We start from the raw sequence: 26,007 nt of genomic DNA on the forward strand, positions 1-26,007 counted from the left end.
CTCGGCGCGGTCAGCTGGCAGTGGTCAGCGAGGTGTCGAGCTTGCGGATCTCCGGCATCACCTCGCGGGCGAACAGCTGCAGCGAACGGTCCACGTCCGGAGCCGGGATGCCCGGGAAACCCATCTGCAGCAGCCAGTTCTGGATGCCATGCGACGTGGTGAGCCGGGTCATCCGCTCCAGGACGCTGTCCGGCGAGCCGATCATCAGGTGGTCGCGCTCCATCAGCAGCTCCCACGGATCCATTTCGCGGTAACGCGGATCTTCCGGGTCTTCGTCGGCGTCGAGCCACACGCCGATGCCGCGGACCCGGCACAGGAACTCGAAGAACTCGACGATGCCCGGTTCGGCGATGCGCCGCGCCTCCTCGTCGGTTTCGGCGATGCAGCACAGCCGCAGCACGCCGCAGCCCTCGCCGAGCGCGGGCGTCCGCCCGGTCGTTGCCGCGGTCTCGGCGCGGTAGGTCTCGAAGAGGTTCTTCAGCACCTGGCCGCTGGGGTACCAGGTGATCGGCCGCAGGCCGTTTCGCGCGGCGTGCGCGAAACCGGTCATCGACTCGGTGACGGCGAACTGCGGCGGCGTCGGCCGCTGGAACGGCTGCGGCGTCATGCCGAACGCGACGAGTTCGTCGTTCTCGCCGACCCAGCCCCGCGGCATGGGCGCGCCCGGCGAGTGGATGAACTTCGTGCCCGGCTCCGGGAACGTGTAGCGCTTGCCCTTCCAGCTGAACGGGTCCTCGGTCCAGATGCCGCGGACGATCGCGAGGTTCTCGTCGAAGATCTCGCGGCTGTTGTCCGAGCCGTTCCACCGGTTCGCCTGCGGGTTGAGGTTCATCACCTCGATCGGCAGGATGCCGCGGCCGAACGCGACGTCGAGGCGGCCCTCGCTGAAGTGGTCGAGGACGGCGAGGTCCTCGGCCAGGCGCAGCGGATGCCAGAGCGTGAGCGAGACCGCCGCCATGCCGAGCCGGATCCGCTCGGTCCGCGCGGCCAGGTCCGTCGCCAGCATGACCGGGTTCGGGCTCGCGTCGCTGCCGTCGGTGTCGAAGTGGTGCTCGCCGAGCCAGATCCGGTCGTAGCCCAGTTCGTCGGCCATCCGCGCGTGCCGGCGCGTTTCGCGCATGATGTCGTGCCAGTCCTGCGTGCCCGAGCGGTTCGTCAGCGCGTAGAGCAGATCCAGTTCCATGCTCGCTCCCGTTCTCCGTGTCCAGCGGGCGCCTGATAATTCCGACTAGTCGGTACTTACGACGGTCGGTGATCGGCGTCACCGTGGATTCACTCACGAGACCGGGCCGCCGCGCCTTCGTGCGACTACCCAACCGCTACGTATCCTGCCCTGCGTACGTAGCGCGGAAGAGTCCGCTGACCTGCTATTCCAGCGCTTCGAGCAGACGCGGGAGAACCCGGGCGAACGGGGCGAACAGGTCCATCCGGCGCGCGTCCTCGACCGCGGCCCACACGTGCGCGTCGTGCTCGTCGGACAGCGTCGCCGAGTAGTCCGGCGCTTCGGACGCCTCGGCGAGAATGGTGGTGTAGCTCCATTCTCCGGGCACAACTTCGTCCACGTACCGCGCGAGCGGCCGCCATCCGCCCGGAAGTCCGCCCATCTCCTCGGCGAATTCCCGCACCGCGGCCTCGTCCGCCGTCTCCCCCGCCAGCAGCGCCCCGCCCGGGATCGACCACTGGCCGCGGCCGCCGTGCACCCAGCCGGCCCGGCGCACGAGCAGCATCCGGCGCGGCGGCCGGGTCACGACCAGGATGCCCGCCGCGCCGTGCCTGCCCCAGCGGCGCCGTCCGTCCGCGGCCACGAACCATTCGTCCGGCACGGCCGCTCCTCCCGCGGGGTCAGACGCACATTTCGCCAAGCCGCAGCGTGTGTCCCATCCGATCGCGCTTGGTCCGGAGGTACGCGACGTTGTCGGCGGTGGCCGGAATTTCCAGCGGAACCCGGTCGAGCACGGACAGCCCGCAGCCCGCGAGCCCGGCGAGCTTGGCCGGGTTGTTGGTGAGCAGCCGCATCGACCGCACGCCGAGATCGGCCAGGATGTGCGCGCAGGCGGAGTAGTCGCGGGCGTCGGCCGGGAAACCCAACTGGAGATTCGCGTCCACTGTGTCCGCTCCGGCGTCCTGCAGTTCGTACGCGCGCAGCTTGTCGAGGAGGCCGATTCCGCGGCCCTCGTGCCCGCGGACATACACCACCACTCCCCGGCCCGCCCGCGCGACGGTCTGCAATGCCGCCTGCAACTGCGTCCCGCAATCGCAGCGCAGCGACGTGAAGACGTCCCCGGTCAGGCATTCCGAATGCACCCGGACCAGCACGTCCTCGCCGTCGCCGAGGTCCCCGAACACCAACGCGACGTGCTCCCGGCCATCGAGGGCCGATCGGTACCCGACCGCCCGGAACATCCCGGACGCGGTCGGCATGCGCGTGTCCGCGACTCGCTCGACCTGCGTTTCCGTCCGGCGCCGGTACGCCACCAGGTCGGCGATCGAGATCATCGCGAGCCCGTGTTCGTCGGCGAACCGGCGGCATTCCGGCGCGCGCATCATGGTCCCGTCGTCGTTGACCAGCTCGCACAACGCCCCGGCAGGCGCCAGCCCGGCGAGCCTGGCCAGGTCCACCGATGCCTCGGTGTGCCCGCAGCGCCGCAGCACTCCCCCGGCGACGGCGCGCAGCGGGACGACGTGCCCCGGCCGCGACAGGTCGGCCGGAACGGTCTCCGGATCCGCGAGCAACCGGATCGTGCGCGCCCGGTCCCGCGCCGAAATTCCGGTGGACACGCCGTTCTTCGCATCGACCGTCACGGCGTACGCCGTGCCACGAGGATCCTGGTTGACGGGAGTCATCGGCGGCAAGTCGAGCCGATCCAAGTCGGCACCCGGCAACGCGGCGCAGACGAACCCCGACGTGTAACGGACGATGAAGTGCAGCAACTCCGGCGTCGCCAGTTCGGCGGCGAAGACGAGATCGCCCTCGTTCTCCCGGTTCTCGTCGTCGAGGACCACCACCGGCCGCCCCGCGCGAACGGCGGCGACCGCCGCGGCCACCGTGTCGAACGCGATCTCGCCGCGCTCGGGTGCGACTGCGTCCACCATGCCGTGCCTCCGTTCCCGCTTGCCTTCAAGTACCGACCGGTTAGTATGAACATAGCACGGGTCCCCGCAGTCGACCGAAGGAGCAGGCACCGCATGGGAAAATGGTTCGAAGACCTCCCTGTCGGACACGCGTTCGAGACCCCGGCCCGCACCGTCACCGAGACTGATCTGGTCGCGTTCTCCGGCTTGTCCTGGGATGTGCACGCCTTGCACACCGACGCCGAACACGCCCGCGCGACACCGTTCGGCGAGCGCATCGCCCATGGCGCGCTGGTGCTGTCGATGGCCGTCGGACTGCGCGCCCGGACCGGGTACTTCGACGACACCCTGCTGGCCTTCCTCGAGATCCGCTCGTGGCAGTTCCTGGCCCCGGTCCGCATCGGCGACACCATCCGGGTCCGCAACGAAGTCACCGAGGCCCGCCGGACTTCCAACCCGAGCCGAGGCGTCGTGGTCCAGCGCGTGGAAGTGGTGAACCAAGAGGACACGGTGGTCCAGGCCGGGGAGATGGTGTCGCTGATGCGGTGCCGGGAGTGACGGACCGCTCCTCGCCGAGGCAGGGCGCGGCGAGACTCGTGCCGATCCACGGCGCGCCGAGGATTTCCGCCGAGGGCCGGCCCGCATCGTGGATTGCCCGGCGAGCAGCCCGCACGGTCTCGCCGGACGAAGCCGCGGACGCCGTCCATGCCCGCGGCCCGCGACGACTCCGCCGTCGCCACGGTGATCGGCCCGCCCACGATCAACGACCGCATCGCCGCCGTCACCGATCAGTTGACAACTCATATAATATATAATGCAACACGGCGCGATAGCTGTCGCGCACAGAACGACAGGCCGGGAGATCGTGATGAGCGGCAACCATCCGGACAAGACGGCTCGCCGAGTGGTGGCCGGCCTGCACGAAACCCCGACGATCGATGTCGCGACGATCCTCGACGGCGAGATCCACGCCGTCTACGAAACCGGCGAGGTGCTCCTGCGAGCGGGCGACACGGTGATCAACCGGGGAATCAAGCACGCGTGGAGCAACAAGACCGACAAGCCGGTCACCATGGTGGCCGTCATGTACCCGGGCCGCCAGTAGCCTGCACGAGGGGAATCGTCATGTTGAATTTCACCGATCGGGTCGCGATCGTCACCGGTGCTGGCCGCGGTCTCGGGGCTTCGCACGCCAAACTGCTCGCGGCGCGAGGCGCCGCCGTCGTCGTCAACGACCTCGGAGGATCGGCGGCGGGCCCGGGTTCGAGCGCGGCGCCCGCCGAGGAAGTCGTCGCGGAGATCGCGGCGGCGGGCGGCCGCGCGGTGGCGAACTTCGATTCCGTCTCCGAGAATCCCGAGCGGATCGTCGCCTCCGCGATCGAGGCGTTCGGCCGCCTCGACATCGTGGTCAACAACGCCGGCATCAATCAGGTGCACCAGTTCGGCACTGACGTCATGGAATCGCTCCGCCGGCACATGGAGGTCCACTTCTTCGGCATGGCAGGGGTGACCGCCGCGGCGTGGCCTCATCTGATCCAGAGCGGATCGGGCCGCGTCGTCAACACCACCTCCCCCACCCTCATCGGGTTCCCGCAACAGACCCCGTACGTCTCGGCGAAGGGCGCGATCTTCGGATTCACCCGGACGCTGGCCTTCGAGGCCCAGGAAGCAGGGATCAAGGTGAACGCCATCGCGCCGACCGCCGCGACCCGCATGTCGGACGAGGCGGACCTGCCCGACGACTTCAAGCAGTTCATGCGCGACAACCTGCCCGCCTCGCTGGTGAGCCCGGTCGTCGCCTACCTCGCCCACGAGGACTGCGCGATCAACGGCGAAGTGCTGCAGGCGCAGGGCGGCGAGGTACAACGCCTCGTGCTCGGCTTCAACCAGGGGTTCGCGAGCAAGGACCTGACGCCGGAACTGGTGCAGCAGCACATCGACGAGATCCTCGACCCCGCCACCCACACCCCGTTCGCCACGATCGACAAGCAGGACCTTTCCGCCGTGGGAAAGTGATTCTCCCGCGGAGAAACCGAAGTCCCGGCGGAGCTCGGCTCCGCCGGGACTTCACTTCCGAACGCCGCGGACGGCGGTCCCGCCGGTGTGTCCGGCAGGACCGCCTCTACCGGTTTACTCGCCGCGGGTGGCGGCGAGGTTTTCCCGGAAGAACGGGACCGCTTCGGCGACCGCGCGGTCGACGTACTTCGGCACGTCGTAGAAGTCCATGTGCGCGCCGCCCTCGACCACGACGAGCTTCTTCGGGCTGCGGGCGCGGCCGTACAGCTCGGCGGACATCCACAGCGAACCGGCGTCGCTGCCCGCGACCACCAGGAGCGGCTGCTGCAGCAGGTCCTCGACCATGTGGAACGCGTCGAAGGTGAAGATCCTTGACACGCTCTTGGTGAACAGGAACTTGTTCTTCGCGTTCGGGTGCTGAGCGCGCGGGGTCAGGTAGTACTCGCTCGCCTCGACCATGTCGCGCGGGGTGTTCTCGTCCGGCTCGGCAGGCACATAGGGCAAGTAAGCCGCCTCCGCACCCTTCGCTTCGGCCGTGCGCTGCTGCGCCACGGCCTGCAGCGTGGGGACTGCGGCCGCGTCGGAGTCGGTGCCGTACCAGTTGCGGCGGAACGAGGTGCCGATGTTCACCGCGCTGACCGTGGTGAGGGCCTTGATCCGGTAGTCCGTCAACGCGGCGTTGACCAGGTAGCCGCCACCGGCGCAGACGCCGAGGCCGCCGATCTGCTCGGCGTCGACATAGCCGAGGGTCTGCAGGTAGTCCACCGCCGCCCGGACGTCGTCCACGCGCGCGGCCGGGTCCTCCAGGTGGTGCGGCTCGCCGCCGCTGTCGCCCTGGAACGAGGCGTCGAACGCGAGCGTGACGAAGCCCTGCCCGGCCAGCTTCTCCGCATACAGGCCCGCGGTCTGCTCCTTCACGCCGCCGCCCGGGTGCACGGCCACGACCGCCGGGTAGCTGCCCTTGAGGTCGAACCCGTCCGGCAGGTACAGGTTTCCCGCCATGGTGATCGAGTCGTTCGGGAAGGTAACTGCCTCCACAGACGTCACTGCACTCACTCCTTGCACGTCTTCGGTGTCCCGAACCAGGCGGCCCGGGCTGCTGATACCCACTCTGCGGCGGTTCGCGCGGGCGTGGCAGATGCCGCTTGTCGGGGGTACCGGCAGCCCCTCCTTCCGCAGGCGTTCCGCGTTTACCCTCGAAGCATGGAGATCGCCAACGACCTCAGGGAATTCCTGATGACCCGCCGCGCGAAAATCACGCCTGAGCAGGCGGGAATCATCGCGGGCGGGCGGCGGCGGGTCAGCGGGCTGCGCCGCGAGGAAGTCGCCCGGCTCGCCGGAGTCAGCACTGAGTACTACGTGCAGATCGAACGCGGCCGCGTGTCCGGCGTTTCCGACGAGGTGCTGCACGCGATCGCCACGGCGCTGCAGCTGGACGACACCGAAACCACGCACCTGTTCGACCTCGCCCGCGCCGCCGGGAAACGGTCCGGCCCCGGCCGCACCGTCCGGCAGCCGGTGCCGGAGGGGGTGCAAGCGCTGATCGACACGATGGTCAACGCCCCCGCGATCGTCCAGAACGGACACCTCGACGTGGTCGCGGCAAACGCGCTCGGCCGCGCCCTCTACGGCGTCGTCTACGAGCGCACCCCGCACCCGCCGAACCTCGCCCGGTTCATTTTCCTCGACGACCGCGCCGAAGAAGTCTTCCCGGACTGGAAGAAGGCCGCCGACGACGCGGTGGCCCTGCTGCACGTCGAAGCGGCCCGCGCACCGTATTCGAAAGCGGTCACCGGGCTCATCGGGGATCTCGCGACCCGTAGCGAAGCGTTCCGCACCCGGTGGGCGGCGCACGACGTGAAGGCGCACCGGCGGGGGACGAAACTGTTCCGCCACCCGGTCGTCGGCGAGCTGACGCTGCGGTTCGAAGGCCTGCAGGTCGCCTCCGCGCCCGGCCTCACCCTGATCGGCTACACCGCCGAACCCGGCTCCCCTTCAGCCGAGGCGCTGCAGTTGCTGTCCAGTTGGACGGCGAGCGAGGCAGCCGGACCGGAGGTGCCCTTCGCGGGGCACGAGACAGCGGACGACGACCGCCGGGCTCAAGCCTAGCGAACTGGTCGTCTCGTTCCGGGTGCAGCGCCGGTGGGTCTCAGATCCACCGGCGCTTCTCGGCCTCAGAACTCGATGACCGCCTTGCCGCCGGTCTGCTTGTCGAAGGCGGCATAGGCCGCCACCGCGTCGTCCAGCCGCCAGCGGTCGGTGAAGACCAGGTCCGCCTGAACCCCGTGCCGGGCGATGAACCGGGCGCAGTCCGCCTGGCCCACCGGCGAGAAGGTGTACGAGCCGACCACTGTCAGCTGTTTGCGGATCAGGTCCGGGCTGACGTCGAGCGTCACCGTCGAGCCTTCGCCGACGAACGCGACAGTGCCCCATTTCGCCGCGGACTTCACCGCCGCGGCCCGCGCCGGTGGTGCTCCGGAGCAGTCGAGCGCCTTGGTCACGCCCTTGCCTCCGGTCAGCTCCCGGATCGCCTCGACCGGGTCGACGGCGGTGGAGTCGATCGCGTGCGCCGCGCCGAAGTCCTTCGCCCGCGCCACACGTTCCGCCGCGATGTCGACCGCGACGACCTCCGCGCCCATTGCCGCGGCGAGCTGCACTGCGGCCTGACCGACTGGGCCTTGGCCGAAGACCGCCAGCGTGTCGCGTGCGTTGACGTCGAGCCGGGTCAGCGCTCCGTGGGCGGTGCCAGTGCCGCACGAAATCGCGGCGCCGGCGGCGAAACTCAGCTCGTCCGGCAGCGGCACGAGCGTCCGTGCGGGCACCTTGAGGTAGTCGGCGTGCCCGCCGTGCGCGGTCGCGCCGTAGATGACGTTGCCGCGTTCGCACATCTGCGGCCAGCCGGTCCGGCACAGGTCGCAGAATCCGCAGCCGTCGTAGTGGTGGACCATCATCCGGTCCCCCACCTTCACCGCGCGCGGGTCGACCGCCGAGCCGATCGCGGCGACGACGCCGCACGGCTCGTGCCCGCCGATGAATCCGGCGTCGTCGCCGGTCATCCCGAACGCGGCCAGCGCTTGCCCGGCCGGAGCCCGGTAGAAGTGCAGATCGCTGCCGCACATCCCGGACGCTTTCATCTCCAGCACCACTTCGTCCGGGCCGGGTTCGGGATCGGCGAAGGTCTGGATCTCGAGGACCCGATCTCCCTGGAAAATGACTCCGCGCATGAGATTTCCGTCCTTGTCAGTGCACTGCGGCGAACATGAGGCTTTCCTCGTCGGCTTCCTCCGGGGAGAACTCCGCGGCGATGCTGCCCGCGCGCGCCACGAGCACGCGGTCGGACAGCGCCTGGATCTCCGGCAGGTACGAGGAGATGACCACGACCGCGACCCCGTCGTCGGCCAGCGCCCGGATCATCGCGTGGATTTCGGGGATCGTGCCGAGGTCCACGCCGCGGGTCGGCTCGTCGATGATCGCGACGAGCGGTTTCCGCGTCAGGCCCTTGGCCAGCACGATCTTCTGCTGGTTTCCGCCGCTCAGCTCCTCGACGGTCGCCTTCGTCGGCCGCAGCGTGCGGACCTGGAACTGTTCGACGAACCGTTTCGCGACCGATGTGCGCGAACCGGGCCGGAAGAGGAACGGCAAGCGCCGCGCACCGCAGAGGTGCCCGAGGTAGATGTTGTCGGCGATCGTCAGGTGGCTGAAGAACCCGGAGGCTTTCCGGTCCTCGGTGATGTAGACGATCCCGGCTTTGCGCGCCTGCCGGGGCGTGCGGAACCGCACCGGCTCGCCGTTGAGCCGCACTCGGCCGCCGCGCAGCCGCCGCCGTTTCAGGATCCCGCTGACGATCATCGCGGTCTCGCTGCGCCCCGCGCCGACCAGGCCGTAGATGCCGACGATCTCCCCGGCGTAGGCGGAAAACGCCATGTTCCGCACCACCGGCAGCAACGTCACGTCCTCGACCTGCAGCGTCGGCGTCGGCTCGGGTGCCCGGTTCGGCTCCACCCGCCCCATCTCGACCGTGCGGCCGACCATCATCTTCACCACGCGATCGCGGCTGAACTCCGGCCGCTCCAGCGTCCCCTGGACCACGCCGTCGCGCAGCACGGTGATCCGGTCCGCCTGTTCGAACGCTTCGTCGAGCATGTGCGTGATGAAGATGACGCCGATTCCGCGCTTCTTGAGCTGCTGCATAGACAGGAACAGCTGCAGCCGCTCCTCCGGAGTCACCGACGACGTCGGCTCGTCGAGGATCACCAGCTTCGCGTTGCGGTGCACCGCGCGGGCGATCTCCACCATCTGCTTCTGCCCGACGCCGAGTGCGCCGGCCGGGACGTCCGGGCGGATGTGGAAGTTGTGCGATTCCAGCAGCTCGCGTGCCACGACGTTCAGGTGGCCGAGGTTGTTGAACACCTTCTCGTCGCCCATGAACAGGTTCTGGGCGACGGTCATCGACTCGACCAGCGAGCCTTCCTGGTAGACCATCGCCACCCCGGCCTCGACCGATTCGCGCGGAGTCGTGAACGCCCGGGCGGCGCCGTCGACCTCCAGAGTGCCCGAATCGTGCGCGACCGCGCCGGAGACGATCTTGACCATCGTGGACTTCCCGGCGCCGTTTTCGCCGAGCAGCGCGTGGATTTCGCCCGGCCGCACGTCGAAGTCGACTCCGTCCAACGCGTACGTTCCGCTGTAGCGCTTGCTGATGTTCGTCAGCCGCAGCACCGTGCTCATGCGTCCTCCAGCCGCAGCAGGTTCTGGCCGCCGCGCACCGCCGCGACCATGTGTCCGTTGTGGACGGTCAGCCCGGTGACGCCGTGCCGCGGGCTGTCGACCCGCGCGTGCGCGCTCTCCGCGACGCGTCCGGTGGGATCCATCCGGAACACCAGGCCGCACGACCGCGCCGGGGCCCAGCTCTTGACCACGCCGAGCACGCGCAGCTGCCCCATTTGCATCGTGTCAGTGAAGGGGTCGCCCGCGCGCAGGCGCGGGACGAACCATTCGTCCGGGCTGATCGTCTCCGTCATCTCCGCCAGCAGCGCGGGTTCGTCCAGCAGCAATTCGGTGACCCGGTTGCGGATGTAGGGCGCGGCGAACCACCAGCCGTCCCCGCCGACGTGCACCCGCCCCGGATAGACGGGCAGGTTCGCGCTCAGCACCCGGCCTCGCTTGCCTGGTGCGGACCGGGCTTCCACGCGATGGTCCAGGCTCAGCGACAGGAGCACTTCATCCCCGGCGATGCCGACGCCCGACGGCCACGCGAGGCGCTCCGCGACCACTTCGGCCTGCGCGCCGTCGACCCGGACGAGCAGCCCGGACCGGTCGCCGGTGACCAGTGCACGGGGCCACTCCGCGATCTTTGTCGAGCCGACAGTCGCCAGCAACGTGGACCCGTCCGTCGCGAGCGCAGTCACGCAGGCGGTGACCGGTGCGTCCGTACACAGATCCTCGGTTTCGCCGGAGCCCGACACCGAGACCAGGCCACGTCCTTCGATTGCCACGACGATCTGCTCGTCTCGCACGGTCAGCGCCGTCACCGGGCCGCCGAACGAAGCCAGCCGCGTCACCTCGTCGTCGCGCACCGAGAAGACCTGATTGCCGCTGCTGAACACCAACCCCGTGGCGGTCACGACCACGTCGTCCGGCTCGTACTCGCCCGCGGGCAGCAGTTCCGCCGCTCCGTCGAGCCGGAGGTTCGGCCGCAGTCCGGTGTCCATCGGGGGCACCGTGCGCGCACGGCCCCAGTTCGGGTTGATCCATTCCTTCACGGTGTCCAGTACCGGGCTCATCGCACCGCCTCCGCTGCTTCGCGGACACTGGCCGTCCCCGGAACGGCGGCCGGGTCGATCTCGCCGATCTCGCTCGGGTCCAGTTCGAGCCTGCCGATCCGGTTGTTGCTGACGCCGCACAGGTACAGGTGCCCGTCGCGTTCCTTCGCCGCGGTCACCATCGGATAGTTCTCCATCGTCTCGTCCCACAGCACGGCGAGGATCTCGCCGCGGTCGCTGAACTTGATCGCGCACGACGTGTTCAGCTGCGGCACCACCCAGTTGTCCACCGCCGCCTCGCGGGTCATCCGCCGCCGCACCGCCGGGTAGCGGCCGAGCAGGTCGGACATCTGGGTCCGCATGGCGCACAACGGCATCCAGTAGTTGCCGTCGGAGGACCGGTTGATGTTGTCCGGATAGCCGGGCAGGTTCTCCAGCACCGGTTCGAGCTGTCCCTTCTTCGGCCCGGCGATCCAGAGCCGGTCGACGCGGCACAGCCCGGTGCTGGAGATCAGGATCGACTCGCCGTCGTGCGCGGTGCAGATGCCGTTGGGGAACACGTAGTTCGACACCACGACCTCGGTCTTGCCGTCCGGCGTCACCCGGATCACCCGGCCGTTCGGGCGGAATTCCACCAGTTCCAGCAGGAAGTCCGCGGTGTTCGTGCGGGTGGAGAAGTCCGAGGCGTAGATCGAGCCGTCCGGGGCGATGTCCAGGTCGTCGATCGCGCGCAGCCCCGAATCGTCGATCAGCGACAGCGGACTGCGCTTGACCTTGTTCGCGACCAGTTCGGGTTCGCCGTCGGCGCCGATGCGGTAGATGCCCATGCCGCCGACCGCGACGACCAGCCGTCCGTCGGGATCCCACGCGTGTCCGCACGGGAATCCGCCGGTGCGCGAGAAGATCTCGCCCTCGGTGTCCTCCAGGCCGCGGAACCGCCACACCCAGCCGCGCTGATCGCCGCAGTAGACGTTCCCCTCGGCGTCCACCGCGCAGTCCTCCGCGCCGCGGATCTTGCCGAGCCCGACCGGAGGCGCGTCGGTGAGCCGGCGATTGAGCGACCAGACCGTGCCCGGCTTCGTGACGTCGACCAGCGGGCCGAGCCGCAGCCGCGCCGGGTCGATCTTCAGCTTCTCCACCGCGCGCTGCCGGTACTTGCCCCATTTGAGGTCCAGCACGGTGAACACGAGCAGCACCGCGGCGAGGATGACGGTGTAGTACGAGCCCTGCGCGCCGTCCGAGACGGTCGCCTGCTCGATGATCGTCACCACCGCCACACCGACCGCCGCGCGGAGCACGGAACCGCGGCCGCCCTTGATGCTGACGCCGCCGAGCACCACCGCGGTCAGCGCGATGATTTCCCAGCTGTTGCCGACGTTCGGGTCGGTCCGGGCCAGCCGCGCCGACGTGAGAATCGCGGCTGTTCCGGAAAGCGCGCCGGACAGCACGTAGGTCCAGAACGTGACGGCGGTGACCGGAATGCCGTTGCGCCGCGCCGAGCGGCGGTCCGAGCCGGTCGCGGTGACCCACCAGCCCCAGCGGGACCGGGTGAGCGCCAGATGCACCACGATCAGCACCACCGCGAAGAGGAACCACGCGGTCGGGATGCCCAGAATCCGGCCGTCGTTGAAGAAGTCCCAGACGAGCGACGGCTTCGTGACGCCGATCTGCGTGCTGTTCGCGTTCTGCAGCACCGAAGCCGCGCCGCCGAAGGCGATCAATGTGACGAGGGTGGTGATGAACGGGCGCATCCGCAGGATCGCGATGAGGTACCCGTTCACCGCCCCGAGCACCGCGCCCGCGACGATCGCGGCCGGAACGACCAGGGCCGTCGGCCACAGCCACACGCGGTCGGCGACCATCGCGCCGAGCCCGCAGAAGCCGACGATCGACCCCACCGACAGGTCGATGCCGCCGCCCACCAGCACCACGGTCAGCCCGATCGCGAGCAGCCCGTACTCGGACACCTCGTCGAGCACCAGCGGCGCGTTGGCGGGCCCGACGTTGGTCGTGGCGATCACGTACACGCACAGCGCGAGCGCCAGCACCAGCGGCACCGCGCCTTCCATCCACCGCTTCTCGAACAGATCCGAGACGGTGCGGTAGCGGGCGATTCTTTCCGAAGGACGGCCTCCGGTCATGCCGAAGGCGTCCAGCCCGCGCCGCAGCGGACGGAAACCGCTGCGGCGCATCGGAGACGACGTTGTCATCAGGCCTCGTCCTCGCTCACTTGCTCTGATAGCAGGCGATGGTGGTCTGGTCGATGTTCGACTTGTCCACGACCGTGCTCGACACGTACGCGACCGAATGCGAGGCGCCCGGCTTGACCCCGTTGGTGAGCAGGTTCTGCACCGCGACCGCACCGGCGGCACCGATGCCCTGCACGTCGTAGGCCGCCGAAGCGGTCACCACGCCCTGCTTGAGCGCGTTGCACCAGTCCTTGTCCGCGTCGAGCGTGTAGACGCCGACCGAACCCGGAGCGATCTGGCCGCGCCCTTCGGCGGCCTTGACGGTCTGCCCGACGGTGACCGAGTTCAGGTCGAAGGTGACCATGAAGCCGCACACCTTGCCCTGCTGCTGTTGCAGCACCGACTCGGCGGCGGCCTGTGCCTGCGCGTTCTGGAACTGCGAGTGCGCGACGAGGGTCTTGTAGCCCTCTTTCTCCACGACGTCCTTGACGCCCTGGTCCCACAGGATCGAAGCCGGGTCGTTGCCGGGTCCGTCGATGATGGAGATGGTCTTGGGGGCGTTGCGGGAGTTGCAGTCCGAGACCGCGCGCTTGGCGATCGACTGGGCCGCGCCGTAGACGTCGACGCCGACGAACGCGTCGCCGAGCCGGGTGGAGGGCATGTTCAGCATGACCGTGTAGATCCCGGCCTTCTGCGCGCGGTCCACCGCGTTGTCGAGCAGCCCGAGGTCCTGGTTCTGCAGCACGAGCACGTCGGCGGCCTTGCGCGCGATGAGGTCGTTGATCGTGTTGATCATGCGGTCGCTGCTGAAGTTCGAGTCGTAGACCTTGAATTCCGCGCCCGCGTCGTCGAAGGTGCGCTGCATCGTGGTGCCCCAGTTCTCGGTGAGCTTGTAGCCCTTGTAGAGAATCGGGACGAAGGCGATCTTCTTGCCCTTCAACGCGTCGTGCGACTTCTGCCGCATCGGCATCAGCTGCTCGTTGCCGCTGAACACCGCGTTCGTCGCGGCCGCGGCCGAGTCCGAGGACCCGCCGCCGACCGAGCACGCGGACAGCCCCGCGGTGCCCAGCGCCGCGGTCGCGGCGAGCACGGACAGCTTCCTGGTGATCTTCATGTGCTTCTACTTCCGTTCCCCGGCGTCGTTGCCGGTCACAGTTCCCCGGATTTCTCGGTTTCCTCGTTGCGCGGATGCAGCCACGCGTCGAACGCGATCGCGGCGGCCAGCACCGCGCCGCGGATGAGGTCCTGCACGGCGGTGCTCAGCCCGTGCAGCACCAGCAGGTTGTTGAGCACGCCCACGAACAGCGCGCCGGCGAGGACGCCCAGGATCGTGCCCCGCCCGCCGGACAGCGAGACCCCGCCGATCACCACCACCGTCAGCGCGGTGAACAGGATCGGGTCGAACGACGTCACCGTCGTCTGCACGCTGCCCTGGATCGACACCGTCACGAACCCGGCGACCGCGGCGAGCAGCGCGGACAGCACGTAGGTGAGGATCTGCAGCGGCCGCACCGGCGCGCCGGTCGAGCGGGCGGTCTCGAAGTTGTCGCCCATCGCGCGGATCAGCCGCCCGGGCGAGGTGTAGGCGACGAACAGCCAGGCGAGCAGGAACGCTCCGCCGGCGATGAGCACCGGCCTCGGCACGCCGAGCACCCCGCCGCCGCTCAGGTGCGACAGGAACGACCCGGCGGGCACCCCGTAGACGTTCTGGCTGAGGAACAGGATGTCGATCCCGCCGATCGCGAGCATGCCGGTCGCCAGCGTCACGAACAGCGCGGGCACCTCGAAGACGGCGACGAGGATGCCGTTGACCAGCCCGATCGCCAGCGCGAGACCGGCCATCAGCGCGATCGCCTGCCATTCCGGCATGCCCTCGCTGATGAACGCGAGCGTCGCCTGCGCACAGCCGAGCCCGATCCCGGCCACCGAAAGGTCCAGCCCCTTGCCGAGGACGACGATCGCCTCGCCGATCGCGAGGATGCCGAACGCGGCGGACAGGTTCAGGATGCTGCCGAAATTGCCTGCGGTGAGGAAATTCGTCGTGGTCGCTCCCGCCACGAGGGCGAGCAGCACGGTGATGCCGAGTACCAGATAGGTCTGGTCGAAGCCGCCGAGGCGTGCCCGCAGCGACACGCGTGGCTTCGTTGCCACTGATGCGGTAGTCATGGGATTCCCGGTTCGATGGGTGGGACAGCGCGGCCAGTGTGTCGGCCGTCACCGGGTCGCCGCATCTGCCGCCGGTCGTATTCCGTTACCCCGTACGGCCGATGCGGCGACTGGCCCCAGCCCCGTCGCGGATATATAATGTTCGGAATTTCCGCAAGGGAGCTGCCCATGAACGCGACCGGCTTTCCGCGGCTCGACAGCGTCCGGCTGAGCGCCGATCTGGCCGATCAGGTCCGCGAGCTGGGACTCGACGCCAGCGCCGTGCTCGACCGGCTGCTGCCGGTCGGCCGCTGCGCCGAGGTGCTGCCCGCCAAACGGCTGCTCGGCCAGGTCTGGGACGCCGCGATGGCCGAACTGGGCTCGGCTCCCGCGCCGGACCGGCTGCCCGGCCTGACCGCGCTGCTGAGCCGGGTCCGCGAGCTGGAGTCCCGAGTGGACGATGCCAGGGTCGCCGACGGCGTCGCGACGATGCGCCGAGTCCGCCGCGCGCTGACCCGTTTGCACGCCTCGTCGACCGCCGAGGAACTCCTCTCCCGCGCCGCCGAGGAGGCTTGCACGATCGGGTTCGACCGCGTGCTCGTCTCCACTGTGGACGATGCGACCTGGGTGCTGCGGCGCATGGTGATCGAACAGGATCCCCGGCTGGCCGACGAAATGCTCGCTGCCGGCCGCGAGGCCCCGCCGCGGCTCGACGGCTCGCTGGTCGAATCCGATGTCGTCCGGCACGCTCGCGCGGGTCTCGTGTACGACGTACAGGAGAACCCGCGCGTCAACCGGCAGCTCGTCTCGCTCTCCGGCTGCACGTCCTACGCCATCGCGCCGTTGCGGGCGTACGGGAAAGTCGTCGGACTGCTGCACGCGGACAGCTACTACTCGCCCTGCCGGGAGGTCGACGTCACCGACCGAGCCGTCCTGAACCTTTACGCGGAGGGCGTCAGCGAGACGCTGGCGCGGGTGTCCGTCCTCGAAGGACTCGCCTCGCTCCAGGCGGGAATGACCCGGCTGGCCGCGGACGTGCGCATCGCTCCCCCGCCCGAGCCGGGCCTGACGCGGCATCCGCTGCTGTCGGCCCGCGAGGCGGAGGTGATCGACCTGATGGCGCGCGGCGACGCGAACCGGGCGATCGCGCGGAAGCTGTCGATCTCGGAGGGGACCGTGAAGACGCACATCACGCACATCCTGCGCAAGCTCGACGCGGCGACCCGGGCGGAGGCGGTCGCGTACTGGCTGCGGAACTGAGCCGGACCGCGGCTCAGGCGGGCACCGGCTCCAGCCGGGTCGTGGTGGCGGCGGCGGTCTCGGCGACCATGGGCGCCAGCGCGCTCGGCATGCTGCGGTACTTCTCCGTGTACGCGGCATCGACAGCGGCGTTCGTGTCGGCGTCCGCCTCGAGGTGCAGAGACACGTCGGTCTCCACTCCGTCCACTCGCACCCGGGCGAGCTGCTTGGCCGAGGCCCAGCGGTACCAGCCGCCCTCCGTGCCGAACGCCGACCGGATGTACAGCTCGTCGCCGGAGCGGACCACCCAGATCGGGGTCCACCGGCGGAGTGAACCGTCGCGACGGTAGCTGCTGATCTGGATCTCCGACGCGGCGCCGATCCGGTCGCGGATCTCGGGGTCGAACGACATAGCGGGCTCCTTCGAGACGAAAACGGGACGGTTCGCTTCGTACGCTAGGCGCTCGCGGACGGGCGTGGGAGGTGCTGTCAGCCCCCTCCCACGCCCGCGTCGCCGGTCACGGCGCGTCGAACTCCAAGGTGGACGAATCGACCGCCGCGCCGCCGCCGTCCGCGACCAGGACATGGCCGGTCACCATCGACGCGTCACCCGAGGCGAGGAACGCGCACACCGACGCGATCTCCTCCGGTTCCGCGGCACGGCGCAGCGGCACGTGCTTCGTCGTCAGCGCGTACGCCTCGTCGAGCGTGATGCCCTCGCGCTTCGCCAGGTAAGCCATCGCGCCCTCGCCCAGCGGAGTCCGGATCCAGCCCGGGCAGACAGCGTTCACCCGGACCCCCTTCGGTCCGTAGTCCCGCGCGAGCCAGCGAGTGATGCCGATGATCCCCGCCTTGGCCGCGGTGTAGCCGACAGTCCCGGGCGGACCGGCGATCAGCCCGGCTGTCGACGCGAACAACACGAGCGAGCCCTGCCGCTCCACCAGATGCGGCAGCACTTCCCCGGCAAGGTAGAACGAACCGTGCAGGTTCACGTCCAACGCCCGCTGATACGCCTCCACGTGCTCGGGCCGCGCGGTGCCCGACACTGCCGCGCCCTGCGTCGCGATCACCGTGTCCAGGCCGCCCAGACTCGCGACAGCCTGCTCGACCACGTCGTGGATCGCGGCGCGGTCGGTGCCGTCGGCGGGCAGCGCGACCGCGCCGAGTTCGTCCGCCAGTTCCTTGAGCCGTTCGGCGTTCAGGTCCGTGACCGCGACCTTCGCGCCGTCCTCGGCCAGCCTCCGCGCGGTGGCCGAGCCGACTCCGCCCGCCGCGCCCGTCACCAGTGCCAATTCGGGCTTGCGCCGCCGGATCGGATGGTTCATCGTGCGCCTTCCTCTCCCGGCCGCGTCGCCTCGGACGCGCCGGAATCCGTTGGGGTGCAAAGCTTTCCGTACTTCTCGCGCAGGGTGAACTTGAGGATCTTCCCCGACGCGTTGCGCGGCAGCTCCGGCTGCGCGGCGAAATACCGGGGCACCTTGTACGTCGCCAGGTTCTCCCGGCAATAGGCCCGAAGCTCCGCTTCGTCGAGCGCGATGCCTTCCGCCAGCACCACGACCGCGCAGCCGACTTCGAGGTACTTCGGGTCCGGCACCGCGACCACGGCCGCGTCCAGCACCGCCGGATGCTGCGTCAGCACCCGCTCGATCTCGGCCGGGTACACGTTCTCCCCGCCGCTGCGGATCATGTCCTTCGCCCGGCCGGCGAGCACGAGGAAACCGTCGGCGTTGACGAAGCCGAGGTCCCCGGTGCGGCACCAGCCGTCCACGAAGGTGTCCCGGTTCGCCTCCGGCCGCTGCCAGTACCCGGCGCAGACCGCGGGGCCGCGGACGAGGATCTCGCCCACCTCGCCGGGCGCGGCCGGTTCGAGCCCGTCCCCGGCGACCCGGACCTCGGTGAGCGGCACCGGGCGGCCGACGCTTTTCGGCTGGGCGTCGAAGTCCCCGTCGTCCAGCGTCGTCGCGATCGCGCCGCCCTCGGTCAGCCCGTAGACCTGGGTCAGCCGCACCCACGGCAGTCTCCGCCGCACCTGGTCGACGACCCACGGCATCATCGTGTCCCCGCCGATGACGAAGTGCGTGACCGATTTCGGCAGCCGGTCCTCGATCCCGTCCACGCGCAGCAGGTCGTGCAGCATGAACGAGAACAGCAGGCAATCGGTCACCTGCTCGGCTTCGAGCACCTCCAGCAGCCGCTCGACGGTGAAGTTCCCCGACCGCAGGCACACCACGGTGCCGTGCATCAGGAACGTCGGCGCGGTCACCGCCTCGAACGCCCCTGCGTGGTAGAGCGGGCCCGGCACCAGCGCGACGGTTTCCGGTGAGAACCGCCAGCGCAGCGCCTGCGTGGTCGCCGTGCTCACGGTGTTGGCGTGCGTCCACACCGCGCCTTTGGGCAGGCCGGTCGTGCCCGAGGTGTACAGCAGCGACATCGGGTCCGCGTCGCTCACTTCCGGCACGTCGGCCAGCGGTTCGCGGCCGAGCAGGACGTCGAACGGAAGCGCCCAGTCCGGCGCCGGATCAGCGGTGTCCGGCCGGACCACGAAGGTCTCGACGCCGGTTTCCGCGCGCACCGGCTCGACCCGGTCCAGCAGACTGCTGTGCACGATCACCGCCTTGCAGCCGGAGTCGGCGAGGATGAACTTCAGCTCGGCCGGCGCGAGCCGGAAGTTGAGCCGGACCGCGACCACGCCGAGGTGCATCGCGGCGAAGCACAGCGGCAGGTACTCGGCGTCGTTGAAGAGCATGAGGCCGAGCCGGTCGCCCTTGTTCAGGCCGAGTTCCCGCAGCGCAGTCGCGTAGCGCAGCGATTTGTCCCGCAGCTGCGCGTAGGTGAGCCGTTCGCGACCGTCGAAGCTGACCGCGATGCCGTCGTGGCCGGGCGGCGGGAGCTGGTCGGCCACCGCGTCGAGCAGTCTGGTGAACGTCATGACCTGCCCTCCTGTCTCACACGCCCGGTCCGAAGACGATTTGCTTCAGTTCGGTGAACTCCTGGATGCCCTCGGGCCCGGACTCGCGGCCCCAGCCCGAGCCCTTCACCCCGCCGAACGGAGCGCTCACGGCGGGCCCGAACGTATTGATCGCGACCGAGCCCGCGGCGATGGCGGAAGCGGCTTCCGCGGCGAGAGCACGGTCAGCGGTGTAGACGCTCGCGGCGAGGCCGAAGCTCGTGTCGTTGGCCAGCCGCAGCCCGTCGGCCAGATCGTCGTAGGTCTGCACGACGGTGACCGGCCCGAACACCTCATTCTGCGCCAGATCGGCGTCCCGGGCGACGCCGGTGATCAGCGTCGGCTCGTAGTAGTACCCGGCGGGGAACCCCTCCGGCCGCCGTCCTCCCGTGACGACTTCGCCCCCGGCAGCGCGCGCACGGTCCACAAAGCCCTCGGTCCGCCGCAACGCCGCCGGGTTCACCAGCGGCCCGATCGCCGTCTCCCGGTCGAACGGATCGCCGATCCGCAGTCCTTGCCAGGCGGTGCGGAGCCGGTCGACGAGTTCGTCGTGGCGCCGCCGCGAGATCAGCACCCGGGACAACGCGGCGCACACCTGCCCGGCACCGCCCGTCGCCCCGGGCACCAGCGACTTCAGCACCCGGTCGAGCGGCGCGTCGTCGAGGATCAGGGCCGGGGACTTTCCGCCGAGTTCGAGGTGCGTGCGGGCGAACCGTCCTCGCGTCGCCTCGATGATCTCCTGCGCGGCGACCCGGCCTCCGGTCAGCGAGACCAGGTCGGCGCGCGGGTCCGCGGTCAGCTGCCGGGCCACCTCGACGTCGCTGCACAGGATGCTCAGCGCACCGGCCGGGAAACCCGCTGCCGCGGCGGATTCGGCCACCAACCGCATGACCAGCTGCGATTCGGGTGCGGCCTTCACCACCACCGGGCAGCCCGCGAGCAAGGCGGGCACGACCTTCGTGGCCATCGTGACCACCGGGCCGTTGTAGGCCAGGATCGCGACGACGACCCCTGCCGGTTCGCGGCGCACCACGACGTCGCCGAGCAAGGAGCTGCGGTGGTCGTCGCGCAGGGCGTCCGCCGCACTCGCCAGCGCGGAGTTCCACGCCCCCGCTGCGCCGTATTTGTGCAGCGTCGCGCTGTAGCGCACCGGCATGCCCGCTTCCGCGGCCCAGACCGTGCCCAGGTCCGGGAACCGGGCCTCCAGCGACGCGCAGAACCTCGCACAGATCTCGGCTCGCTGCTCGACCGGCAGCCGACCCCACTTGGAGTCCGTCGCCGCCGTGAGGGCCGCGTCCGCTTCCATTACGGACGGCAGCACAACTTCGGCGACGGTTTCCTCGGTCGACGGCGAAACGATCTCGTACGCCGGTCCGGTAGCAGGCACCCACTCCCCCGCCACGTAGACCGAGTCGAGGCGAGGCACCGGGACACCGGCGATCTCGCGCATCATGCCCCGTGATCCGACCGGAAGAACGGGCTGGCGGGCTTGAGGAACATGGTCGCGAACGGCGGGATCATGAAGTCCGGCAGCACCATCTCCCCGGACATCAGCTGCCGCTTGACTTCCGTGCGGAAGCCTTCGAGGTCGCCAGCGGTTTCGTAGATCGCCAGGTGCCCTTCGTCGACCGGGCTGACGCCGGGCAGCGGCTTGACGTCCGACACCTCGAACCGTTGCGCCCGAAGCATTCCCGGCGCGGACATGATCTGCGGAATGTGCTCCTCGTCGTACCACTTCCCGAACGTCGCGTCGTCGCCGGTATGGCGGCTCCACGCGAAGAACAGATGCCGGTCGTCCAGGTTCTCCGCCTCGGCGAACCGCTCGGTGTGGAACGGTTCGCTGACCGGCTTGGCGAACAGCGCCTGGAACGGCTGCACCATGTAATCCGGCAGCACCATGTCCCCGGAGATCAGCTTCCGCTTGACCTCGTCCCGGAACCCCTGCGGGCTTCCGTCCATTTCGTACAGTGCGAGGTGGCCGAAGTCCAGCGAGCGCACGCCGGGCAGCGGTTTGGTGTCCGCGACGAGGAACCGCTGCGCCCCGGCCATCCCTGGCGCGTCCATCACCTGCGGGATGTGCTCGTCGTCGTACCACTTCGCGTAGGTGCCGTAGTCCGTGGTGTAGGTGCTCCACGCGAAAAACAGGTTCCGATCCCCGAAAACCGGGACCTTGGCGGAAACCATCAGCTCACTCCTCGTTCGTTCGACCGGCCGGAACGCAGCCGGGTTGTTGCTTCTTCGTCGACCCGCAGACCCTCCGGGTCGTAGTGCGGGTCGCCGACGACGACCACCCCGTAATCCCGGGCCGCCCCTTCGACACTGACGTACTCGTCGCGCACATCGGCGAGCACCTTGGCCGGTTCGCGCTCGAACGGCGAGCCCCATCCCCCGCCGCCGTTCGTCAGGCAGCGCAGGACCGAACCTGCCTCGGTCAGCCACGCCTTCTGGCTCGCGAAGTAGTGGTAGACGCCCTTCTCCGGGTCGAGTGCTTTGGTTTCGGGATCCAGCACCCCGGCGACGGGCGTGCTCCGCGCGTAGACGTCGCTCGAGACGCCCAGCAGTCCGTCCGGTCCGGAAGTCCCTTCTCCCGGCGGGAAAATCCACATCGCCCCGGTCGGGCCCGGCTTCCCGCCGTCGGCGCCGACGCCGCTGGGCTCTTTGGTCCGGAACGGCGACAGATGCTGGGCGGCGGCAGTCAGCCAGAGCGTGTCCTTGAGGTTCGCCGCGCCGCCGCGGTGCTTGCCCGGCCCGCCGGTGTCGATCGCGTGTTCCTTGCGCAGCATCACCACCGGCGAGTCGTGCTCGATCGTCTCCGTCGCCGGATCGAGGTTGTTGAGGTTGTACAGCACGGTGTAGCTGTCGCCGTCGCCCTCTTTGGTGGCACCCCACGGGCCGTGCTCGCCGCCGCATTGCGTCGCGCTCGTCCAGGGCGTGCCGTCGTCCCGCACTCCGCTCGCGTTGTGCGTGTTGGTGGAGCCGTAGTCCCCGCCGACCGCGCGTTCGCCCAGCACCGGGTTCAGCGCTTCGAAGATCGCGGAGATCAGCGCGCCGGACGGCTCCCAGAACATCATCGGTGCGCCCTCCGGCGGCAGCGCGCTCAGCAGCGTTCCCGGCGGCGCGACGAGGTCGACGTTGCGCCAAGTCCCGGAGGTGAACGGGATCGCCGGGTCGAGCAGCATCGTCAACGCCACGCCCAGCGCGGTTTTCGCGTCGAGGACGCCGCAGTTGATGCAGGTCCGGGCTTGCGCCGAGGTGCCGGAGAGATCGGCCTCGATGTCGTGCCCGCGTTTGCGCAGCGTCACCCGCACCCGGTAGTCGACGGTGTCGTCGAGCCCGTCGGCGTCGATCAGCGCGCTCCCGGAGTAGTCCCCGTCCGGGATCCGGGCGATCGCTTCGCGCATCTGCTCGGCGGACGTGTCGCACGCGTAGGCGAGGGAGCCGAGGAACGCGTCGAGGCCGTAGCGCTCGATGTTCTCCCGCACCAGCCGCTCGCCGAGCTGCAGCTGCTGGTGCATGCTCTGGAAGTCCGGCAGCAGCAGACCGCCCCAGCGGGTGTTGTCGAAGATCAGGCTGAACGTGGACCGCACCGGCTGGTCCTTCGCCCACAGCAGCATCGGCGGCAGCACGAGGCCGTTCTCGTAGACGTTCGTCTTGGTCGCGGAGAACCCGCCGGGCACCGTGCCGCCCATGTCCAGCTGGTGCGCGCACATCGTCACGAACGAGACGATCTCGCCGGCCACGAACACCGGCCGGGTGAACAGGACGTCGTTCACGTGGCGGCCGCCGCGGTACGGGTCGTTGCAGATCAGCACGTCGCCCGGGGACAGGTTCTCCGGACCGAACTCCTCGACCGCGTTGCGGGTCGCGTCGGGCATCGTGCCGAGGAACGGCGTCAGGCTGTTGCTGACCACGGCCATCCGGTAGTCCTGCGCGGGCGGTCCGCTGATCGTGCACGCGAAGTCGTACCAGTCGCGGATGATCGGCGAGAAAGCTTCCCGCAGGAACGCCGTGCTCATGTGCCCGACGGCGTACTTCAACCGGTTCACGATCACCGACCCGGTGAACCGGTCGGCGTGATAGGCCGTCCGGAACTGCTCGTCGGTGAGATCGCGGATGCGTCCGGCGGGCTCCTCGATGGTGGTCATGGCGCTCACTTCTTCCGGATGACGAGTTCGCCGTAGCGGCCGACGACCAGATGCTGGCCCGCCCCGACGTGAGTGGTGGACAGTCCTTCGTGGACGATCGCCGGGCCGTCGAACTCGTCGCCCGCCCGGAGCGCGGTGCGTTCGTACACCGCCGCTTCCTGGCCTTCGGCGTCTTCGCCCAGGTACCGCAGGGTCGTCGTCCGAACCGGAGTGAGCGGCTCGTCCGCGGCGCGCGCGGGCAGCTCGGGATACTCGACCTTCGGGGTGTCCAGCACCGCGCGGACCCGGAAGGTGACGCCCTCGACCGGGACCATCTCGAAGCGGTTGCCCGAACGTTCCTGGTAGGTGTCGTGGAAGGACGCGATCATCGCCGCGACCGCCGGCTCGTCGATCGTTCCGTCCGGGACGGGCACGAACGGCGTGTCCCAGCTCTGCCCGACCAGATGCCCGTCGTAACTGCGCTCGAAAGTCACCGCGGCGTCCGCGCTCAGGCGCTCGCGAAGCTGCGCCTCCATCTCGGTGAACAGCGTGTCGATCCGCTCCGCGACGTCCGGCGTGAGCACGGTGTAGGCGCTGCGGTTCACGGTGAACACCTGGTCGGCCGAGAGCAGGCCAAGCGCGGAGAACAAACCCGGGTTCGGCGGCACGACGACCTGCTTGCAGTGCACCGCGTCCATCGCCGCGGGCAGCAGCATCGGACCGGCCGCGCCGTACGCGATCAGACTGTAGTCGCGCGGGTCGACGCCGTTTTTGATCGCCACGTTGAACACGCCCTCGGCGATGTTGTGCACCGCCATCTCGTACGCGTACCGGACGCGCTGGGCGAGCGTGAAGTCCGATTCGAGGTTCTCGAACGCCTGGCGGGCCAGAGCCGGATCCAGCGCCAGCTCGCCGCCGGCGAACGTGCCCGGGTCGATGATCCCGATCAGCAGGCAAGTGTCCGTTGTGGTCGGCTGCGTGCCGCCGCGGCCGTAGCAGGCCGGGCCGGGCGTCGAACCGGCGCTGCCGGGGCCGACCTGGATCTCGCCGGTGGCGCCGATCGTCACCAGGCTTCCGCCCCCGGCACCGATCGCGCTGACGTCGTTCGCCAGTGCGTTGACGACGAGGTCGTGCTCCAGTTCGAAGGTCGTGTCCACGAACGGTTCGCCGCCGGTGACGACGCTGATGTCGCACGACGTGCCGCCGACGTCCGCGCACAGCAGCTGCGACTCCCCGATCAGCGAACCGAAGTGGGCGCTGGCGACCGTGCCCGCAGCGGGGCCGGAGAACACGATGCGGAACGGCTGCTCCATCGCCCGATGCGACGGCACGAGCGTCGCGGCGCAGTCGGCGAAGTTCAGCTGCCCGGTGAAGCCGAGTTCGGCCAGGCCCTTCTCCAGCCGCGCGGTGTAGTCGGCGTAGATCAGCTTCATCAGCGCGTCGACCATCGTCGTCGAGGCCCGTGCGTATTCTTTGGCCAGCGGGGAGACCTCGCTGGACAGCGAGCACGGCACGTCGCCGAGGACCTCGCGGACCAGCTCGCGCAGCCGGAGCTCGTGCGCCGGGTTCACGTAGGCGTTGATCAGGCAGATCGCCACGCCCGCGACCCCGCATTTGCGCAGCACTTCGAGTTCGGCCCGCGCCTGGGCTTCGTCCAATTCGAACAGGACATCGCCGGAAGCGGTGAGCCGTTCCCGGATCCCCCGGCGCAGATACCTCGGCACCAGCGGCCGTGCGGCGTCGCCGAAGCTTCGCCGCCAGCCCGGGTCCAGAATGGCCTCCGCGGGCCGCCAGACCCGGCCCATGTCGAGGATGTCGCGATGCCCCTCGGTGGCGAGAAACCCGATCTTCGGCACAGTGCGGGTGATCACCGCGTTCAGCCCGTGGGTGCTGGCGTGGTTGAACACCGGTGCGCCCGCGACGCCGAGCAGCGCGGCGCCCTCGAGCACCGGGCGGGTCACGTCGGTGTAGTCGGTGGAGACCTTCGCGGTGCGGATCTCCCCGTCCTGCAAGGCGACCACGTCGGTGAAGGTGCCGCCCACGTCGACTGCGATCATCATTGATCCTTTCGCTACAGGAGATCGGAGAGCAGCTGGACCGGTCCGAGCCGCGGACCGGGGTCCCGGCTGACCGAAAACAGGCACGACCGGCATTTCACGACGTCGAACCAGCCGCCCTCGGAATTGACCGGGTAGCGGAACAGTTCGGCGGCGCCGCAGCGCGGGCAGACTCCCTCGACTGGTTCCCGCTCGAGGGACGGCGGGTTCGGTTCCTGGCTCATTTCGGCGCAACTCCACTGTTGGCTCGATTCGGCCGGCGCTGGTGCGCCACCGCACACCGAACGGTAGGCCGGAGGAGACCGGGGCAACAGCCGCTCACCGCACGGCCGAGTCCGCAAAACGAAGCACGCCTCGCCCGAAGGTCGATCCGTTGTGGACGGACTGGCCCGCGGATTCCCTGGCAGGAACATGGTTACGGGCGGTGCGGCAGCCTCCTCGGCCGTCGCACCGCCC

The 26,007-nt window shown here is 69.6% G+C and carries 23 protein-coding genes; 5 read left to right on the forward strand and 18 right to left on the reverse strand.

Going from position 1 to position 26,007, the window contains the following annotated elements:
- Positions 1-10 precede the first annotated feature (10 nt).
- From ACWDNU_RS00715 to ACWDNU_RS00725, 3 genes are all read right to left on the reverse strand, one after another.
- The gene (locus ACWDNU_RS00715; protein ID WP_449667137.1) at positions 11-1,183 is read right to left on the reverse strand and encodes an LLM class flavin-dependent oxidoreductase; all 1,173 of its coding nucleotides are present in this window, start codon (positions 1,181-1,183) and stop codon (positions 11-13) included.
- 184 nt (positions 1,184-1,367) lie between these two features.
- Positions 1,368-1,823, reverse strand: a complete 456-nt coding sequence (locus ACWDNU_RS00720) for an NUDIX domain-containing protein (RefSeq protein ID WP_449667138.1) — start codon at positions 1,821-1,823, stop codon at positions 1,368-1,370.
- A 19-nt stretch (positions 1,824-1,842) separates the two neighbouring features.
- Positions 1,843-3,093, reverse strand: coding sequence for a bifunctional 3,4-dihydroxy-2-butanone-4-phosphate synthase/GTP cyclohydrolase II (locus ACWDNU_RS00725; RefSeq protein WP_449667139.1), 1,251 nt, complete (start codon positions 3,091-3,093; stop codon positions 1,843-1,845).
- A gap of 93 nt (positions 3,094-3,186) precedes the next feature.
- Between ACWDNU_RS00725 and ACWDNU_RS00730 the strand changes: the two genes are divergently transcribed.
- From ACWDNU_RS00730 to ACWDNU_RS00740, 3 genes are all read left to right on the forward strand, one after another.
- Positions 3,187-3,630 (forward strand): MaoC/PaaZ C-terminal domain-containing protein, encoded by a 444-nt coding sequence (locus ACWDNU_RS00730; RefSeq protein WP_449667140.1) that lies wholly within the window; start codon positions 3,187-3,189, stop codon positions 3,628-3,630.
- Between the two features lie 310 nt (positions 3,631-3,940).
- Positions 3,941-4,177 (forward strand): cupin domain-containing protein, encoded by a 237-nt coding sequence (locus ACWDNU_RS00735; protein WP_449667141.1) that lies wholly within the window; start codon positions 3,941-3,943, stop codon positions 4,175-4,177.
- 20 nt (positions 4,178-4,197) lie between these two features.
- On the forward strand, positions 4,198-5,088 hold the full coding sequence (locus tag ACWDNU_RS00740) for an SDR family NAD(P)-dependent oxidoreductase (RefSeq protein ID WP_449667142.1): 891 nt from the start codon (positions 4,198-4,200) through the stop codon (positions 5,086-5,088).
- A 114-nt stretch (positions 5,089-5,202) separates the two neighbouring features.
- Here the strand turns inward: ACWDNU_RS00740 and ACWDNU_RS00745 are convergent, their stop codons facing one another.
- On the reverse strand, positions 5,203-6,135 hold the full coding sequence (locus ACWDNU_RS00745; RefSeq protein ID WP_449667143.1) for an alpha/beta hydrolase: 933 nt from the start codon (positions 6,133-6,135) through the stop codon (positions 5,203-5,205).
- A gap of 156 nt (positions 6,136-6,291) precedes the next feature.
- On the opposite strand from ACWDNU_RS00745, the gene ACWDNU_RS00750 reads away from it, so the two are divergent.
- On the forward strand, positions 6,292-7,197 hold the full coding sequence (locus ACWDNU_RS00750; protein WP_449667144.1) for a helix-turn-helix domain-containing protein: 906 nt from the start codon (positions 6,292-6,294) through the stop codon (positions 7,195-7,197).
- 65 nt (positions 7,198-7,262) lie between these two features.
- Here the strand turns inward: ACWDNU_RS00750 and ACWDNU_RS00755 are convergent, their stop codons facing one another.
- Genes ACWDNU_RS00755 through ACWDNU_RS00780 form a run of 6 tightly spaced genes read right to left on the reverse strand, consistent with a single transcriptional unit; the run spans position 7,263 to position 15,205 of the window.
- A complete protein-coding gene (locus tag ACWDNU_RS00755) occupies positions 7,263-8,312 on the reverse strand; it encodes a zinc-dependent alcohol dehydrogenase family protein (RefSeq protein ID WP_449667145.1) in 1,050 nt (349 codons plus the stop codon).
- Positions 8,313-8,328: 16 nt separating this feature from the next.
- Positions 8,329-9,816 carry a sugar ABC transporter ATP-binding protein gene (locus tag ACWDNU_RS00760; protein WP_449667146.1) on the reverse strand — a complete coding sequence of 496 codons (1,488 nt, stop codon included), beginning with the start codon at positions 9,814-9,816 and terminating at the stop codon, positions 8,329-8,331.
- Positions 9,813-10,871, reverse strand: a complete 1,059-nt coding sequence (locus ACWDNU_RS00765; RefSeq protein ID WP_449667147.1) for a hypothetical protein — start codon at positions 10,869-10,871, stop codon at positions 9,813-9,815. Before ACWDNU_RS00765 ends, ACWDNU_RS00760 begins: the two co-directional genes overlap by 4 nt.
- On the reverse strand, positions 10,868-13,060 hold the full coding sequence (locus ACWDNU_RS00770) for an ABC transporter permease (RefSeq protein ID WP_449667148.1): 2,193 nt from the start codon (positions 13,058-13,060) through the stop codon (positions 10,868-10,870). The genes ACWDNU_RS00765 and ACWDNU_RS00770 overlap by 4 nt, the downstream gene beginning before the upstream one ends.
- Positions 13,061-13,076: 16 nt before the next feature.
- The gene (locus ACWDNU_RS00775; protein ID WP_449667149.1) at positions 13,077-14,153 is read right to left on the reverse strand and encodes a sugar ABC transporter substrate-binding protein; all 1,077 of its coding nucleotides are present in this window, start codon (positions 14,151-14,153) and stop codon (positions 13,077-13,079) included.
- A 35-nt stretch (positions 14,154-14,188) separates the two neighbouring features.
- Complete coding sequence (locus ACWDNU_RS00780) at positions 14,189-15,205, reverse strand: ABC transporter permease (protein ID WP_449667150.1); 1,017 nt, start codon at positions 15,203-15,205, stop codon at positions 14,189-14,191.
- A gap of 168 nt (positions 15,206-15,373) precedes the next feature.
- Here ACWDNU_RS00780 and ACWDNU_RS00785 point away from each other — a divergent pair, with 168 nt between their 5' ends.
- Positions 15,374-16,444: a LuxR C-terminal-related transcriptional regulator gene (locus ACWDNU_RS00785; RefSeq protein ID WP_449667151.1), complete on the forward strand. Its 1,071-nt coding sequence runs from the start codon at positions 15,374-15,376 to the stop codon at positions 16,442-16,444.
- 13 nt (positions 16,445-16,457) lie between these two features.
- On the opposite strand, the gene ACWDNU_RS00790 is transcribed toward ACWDNU_RS00785, so the two are convergent.
- From ACWDNU_RS00790 to ACWDNU_RS00825, 8 genes are all read right to left on the reverse strand, one after another.
- Complete coding sequence (locus ACWDNU_RS00790; RefSeq protein WP_370937474.1) at positions 16,458-16,835, reverse strand: DUF2255 family protein; 378 nt, start codon at positions 16,833-16,835, stop codon at positions 16,458-16,460.
- 106 nt (positions 16,836-16,941) lie between these two features.
- Positions 16,942-17,748: an SDR family NAD(P)-dependent oxidoreductase gene (locus ACWDNU_RS00795; protein ID WP_449667152.1), complete on the reverse strand. Its 807-nt coding sequence runs from the start codon at positions 17,746-17,748 to the stop codon at positions 16,942-16,944.
- The gene (locus ACWDNU_RS00800; RefSeq protein ID WP_449667153.1) at positions 17,745-19,352 is read right to left on the reverse strand and encodes a class I adenylate-forming enzyme family protein; all 1,608 of its coding nucleotides are present in this window, start codon (positions 19,350-19,352) and stop codon (positions 17,745-17,747) included. The genes ACWDNU_RS00795 and ACWDNU_RS00800 overlap by 4 nt, the downstream gene beginning before the upstream one ends.
- A 16-nt stretch (positions 19,353-19,368) precedes the next feature.
- Positions 19,369-20,823 carry an aldehyde dehydrogenase family protein gene (locus ACWDNU_RS00805; protein ID WP_449667154.1) on the reverse strand — a complete coding sequence of 485 codons (1,455 nt, stop codon included), beginning with the start codon at positions 20,821-20,823 and terminating at the stop codon, positions 19,369-19,371.
- Positions 20,820-21,554, reverse strand: coding sequence for a hypothetical protein (locus tag ACWDNU_RS00810; RefSeq protein ID WP_449667155.1), 735 nt, complete (start codon positions 21,552-21,554; stop codon positions 20,820-20,822). Before ACWDNU_RS00810 ends, ACWDNU_RS00805 begins: the two co-directional genes overlap by 4 nt.
- Positions 21,554-23,515: a hydantoinase B/oxoprolinase family protein gene (locus ACWDNU_RS00815; RefSeq protein WP_449667156.1), complete on the reverse strand. Its 1,962-nt coding sequence runs from the start codon at positions 23,513-23,515 to the stop codon at positions 21,554-21,556. The genes ACWDNU_RS00810 and ACWDNU_RS00815 overlap by 1 nt, the downstream gene beginning before the upstream one ends.
- A gap of 5 nt (positions 23,516-23,520) precedes the next feature.
- Positions 23,521-25,551 (reverse strand): hydantoinase/oxoprolinase family protein, encoded by a 2,031-nt coding sequence (locus ACWDNU_RS00820; protein WP_449667157.1) that lies wholly within the window; start codon positions 25,549-25,551, stop codon positions 23,521-23,523.
- A gap of 14 nt (positions 25,552-25,565) precedes the next feature.
- The gene (locus ACWDNU_RS00825; protein WP_354742013.1) at positions 25,566-25,775 is read right to left on the reverse strand and encodes a hypothetical protein; all 210 of its coding nucleotides are present in this window, start codon (positions 25,773-25,775) and stop codon (positions 25,566-25,568) included.
- Between the last annotated feature and the right edge of the window lie 232 nt (positions 25,776-26,007).

This window comes from Amycolatopsis sp. NPDC003676, from assembly GCF_053587275.1.

Coding starts and splice junctions, on each gene's coding strand:
- ACWDNU_RS00825 (WP_354742013.1), bottom strand. CDS start 25,775: ATGAGCCAGGAACCGAACCCGCCGTCCCTCGAGCGGGAACCAGTCGAG.
- ACWDNU_RS00800 (WP_449667153.1), bottom strand. CDS start 19,352: ATGACGTTCACCAGACTGCTCGACGCGGTGGCCGACCAGCTCCCGCCG.
- ACWDNU_RS00750 (WP_449667144.1), top strand. CDS start 6,292: ATGGAGATCGCCAACGACCTCAGGGAATTCCTGATGACCCGCCGCGCG.
- ACWDNU_RS00730 (WP_449667140.1), top strand. CDS start 3,187: ATGGGAAAATGGTTCGAAGACCTCCCTGTCGGACACGCGTTCGAGACC.
- ACWDNU_RS00790 (WP_370937474.1), bottom strand. CDS start 16,835: ATGTCGTTCGACCCCGAGATCCGCGACCGGATCGGCGCCGCGTCGGAG.
- ACWDNU_RS00805 (WP_449667154.1), bottom strand. CDS start 20,823: ATGATGCGCGAGATCGCCGGTGTCCCGGTGCCTCGCCTCGACTCGGTC.
- ACWDNU_RS00735 (WP_449667141.1), top strand. CDS start 3,941: ATGAGCGGCAACCATCCGGACAAGACGGCTCGCCGAGTGGTGGCCGGC.
- ACWDNU_RS00810 (WP_449667155.1), bottom strand. CDS start 21,554: ATGGTTTCCGCCAAGGTCCCGGTTTTCGGGGATCGGAACCTGTTTTTC.
- ACWDNU_RS00780 (WP_449667150.1), bottom strand. CDS start 15,205: ATGACTACCGCATCAGTGGCAACGAAGCCACGCGTGTCGCTGCGGGCA.
- ACWDNU_RS00740 (WP_449667142.1), top strand. CDS start 4,198: ATGTTGAATTTCACCGATCGGGTCGCGATCGTCACCGGTGCTGGCCGC.
- ACWDNU_RS00820 (WP_449667157.1), bottom strand. CDS start 25,551: ATGATCGCAGTCGACGTGGGCGGCACCTTCACCGACGTGGTCGCCTTG.
- ACWDNU_RS00775 (WP_449667149.1), bottom strand. CDS start 14,153: ATGAAGATCACCAGGAAGCTGTCCGTGCTCGCCGCGACCGCGGCGCTG.
- ACWDNU_RS00760 (WP_449667146.1), bottom strand. CDS start 9,816: ATGAGCACGGTGCTGCGGCTGACGAACATCAGCAAGCGCTACAGCGGA.
- ACWDNU_RS00785 (WP_449667151.1), top strand. CDS start 15,374: ATGAACGCGACCGGCTTTCCGCGGCTCGACAGCGTCCGGCTGAGCGCC.
- ACWDNU_RS00815 (WP_449667156.1), bottom strand. CDS start 23,515: ATGACCACCATCGAGGAGCCCGCCGGACGCATCCGCGATCTCACCGAC.
- ACWDNU_RS00770 (WP_449667148.1), bottom strand. CDS start 13,060: ATGACAACGTCGTCTCCGATGCGCCGCAGCGGTTTCCGTCCGCTGCGG.
- ACWDNU_RS00755 (WP_449667145.1), bottom strand. CDS start 8,312: ATGCGCGGAGTCATTTTCCAGGGAGATCGGGTCCTCGAGATCCAGACC.
- ACWDNU_RS00715 (WP_449667137.1), bottom strand. CDS start 1,183: ATGGAACTGGATCTGCTCTACGCGCTGACGAACCGCTCGGGCACGCAG.
- ACWDNU_RS00725 (WP_449667139.1), bottom strand. CDS start 3,093: ATGGTGGACGCAGTCGCACCCGAGCGCGGCGAGATCGCGTTCGACACG.
- ACWDNU_RS00795 (WP_449667152.1), bottom strand. CDS start 17,748: ATGAACCATCCGATCCGGCGGCGCAAGCCCGAATTGGCACTGGTGACG.
- ACWDNU_RS00765 (WP_449667147.1), bottom strand. CDS start 10,871: ATGAGCCCGGTACTGGACACCGTGAAGGAATGGATCAACCCGAACTGG.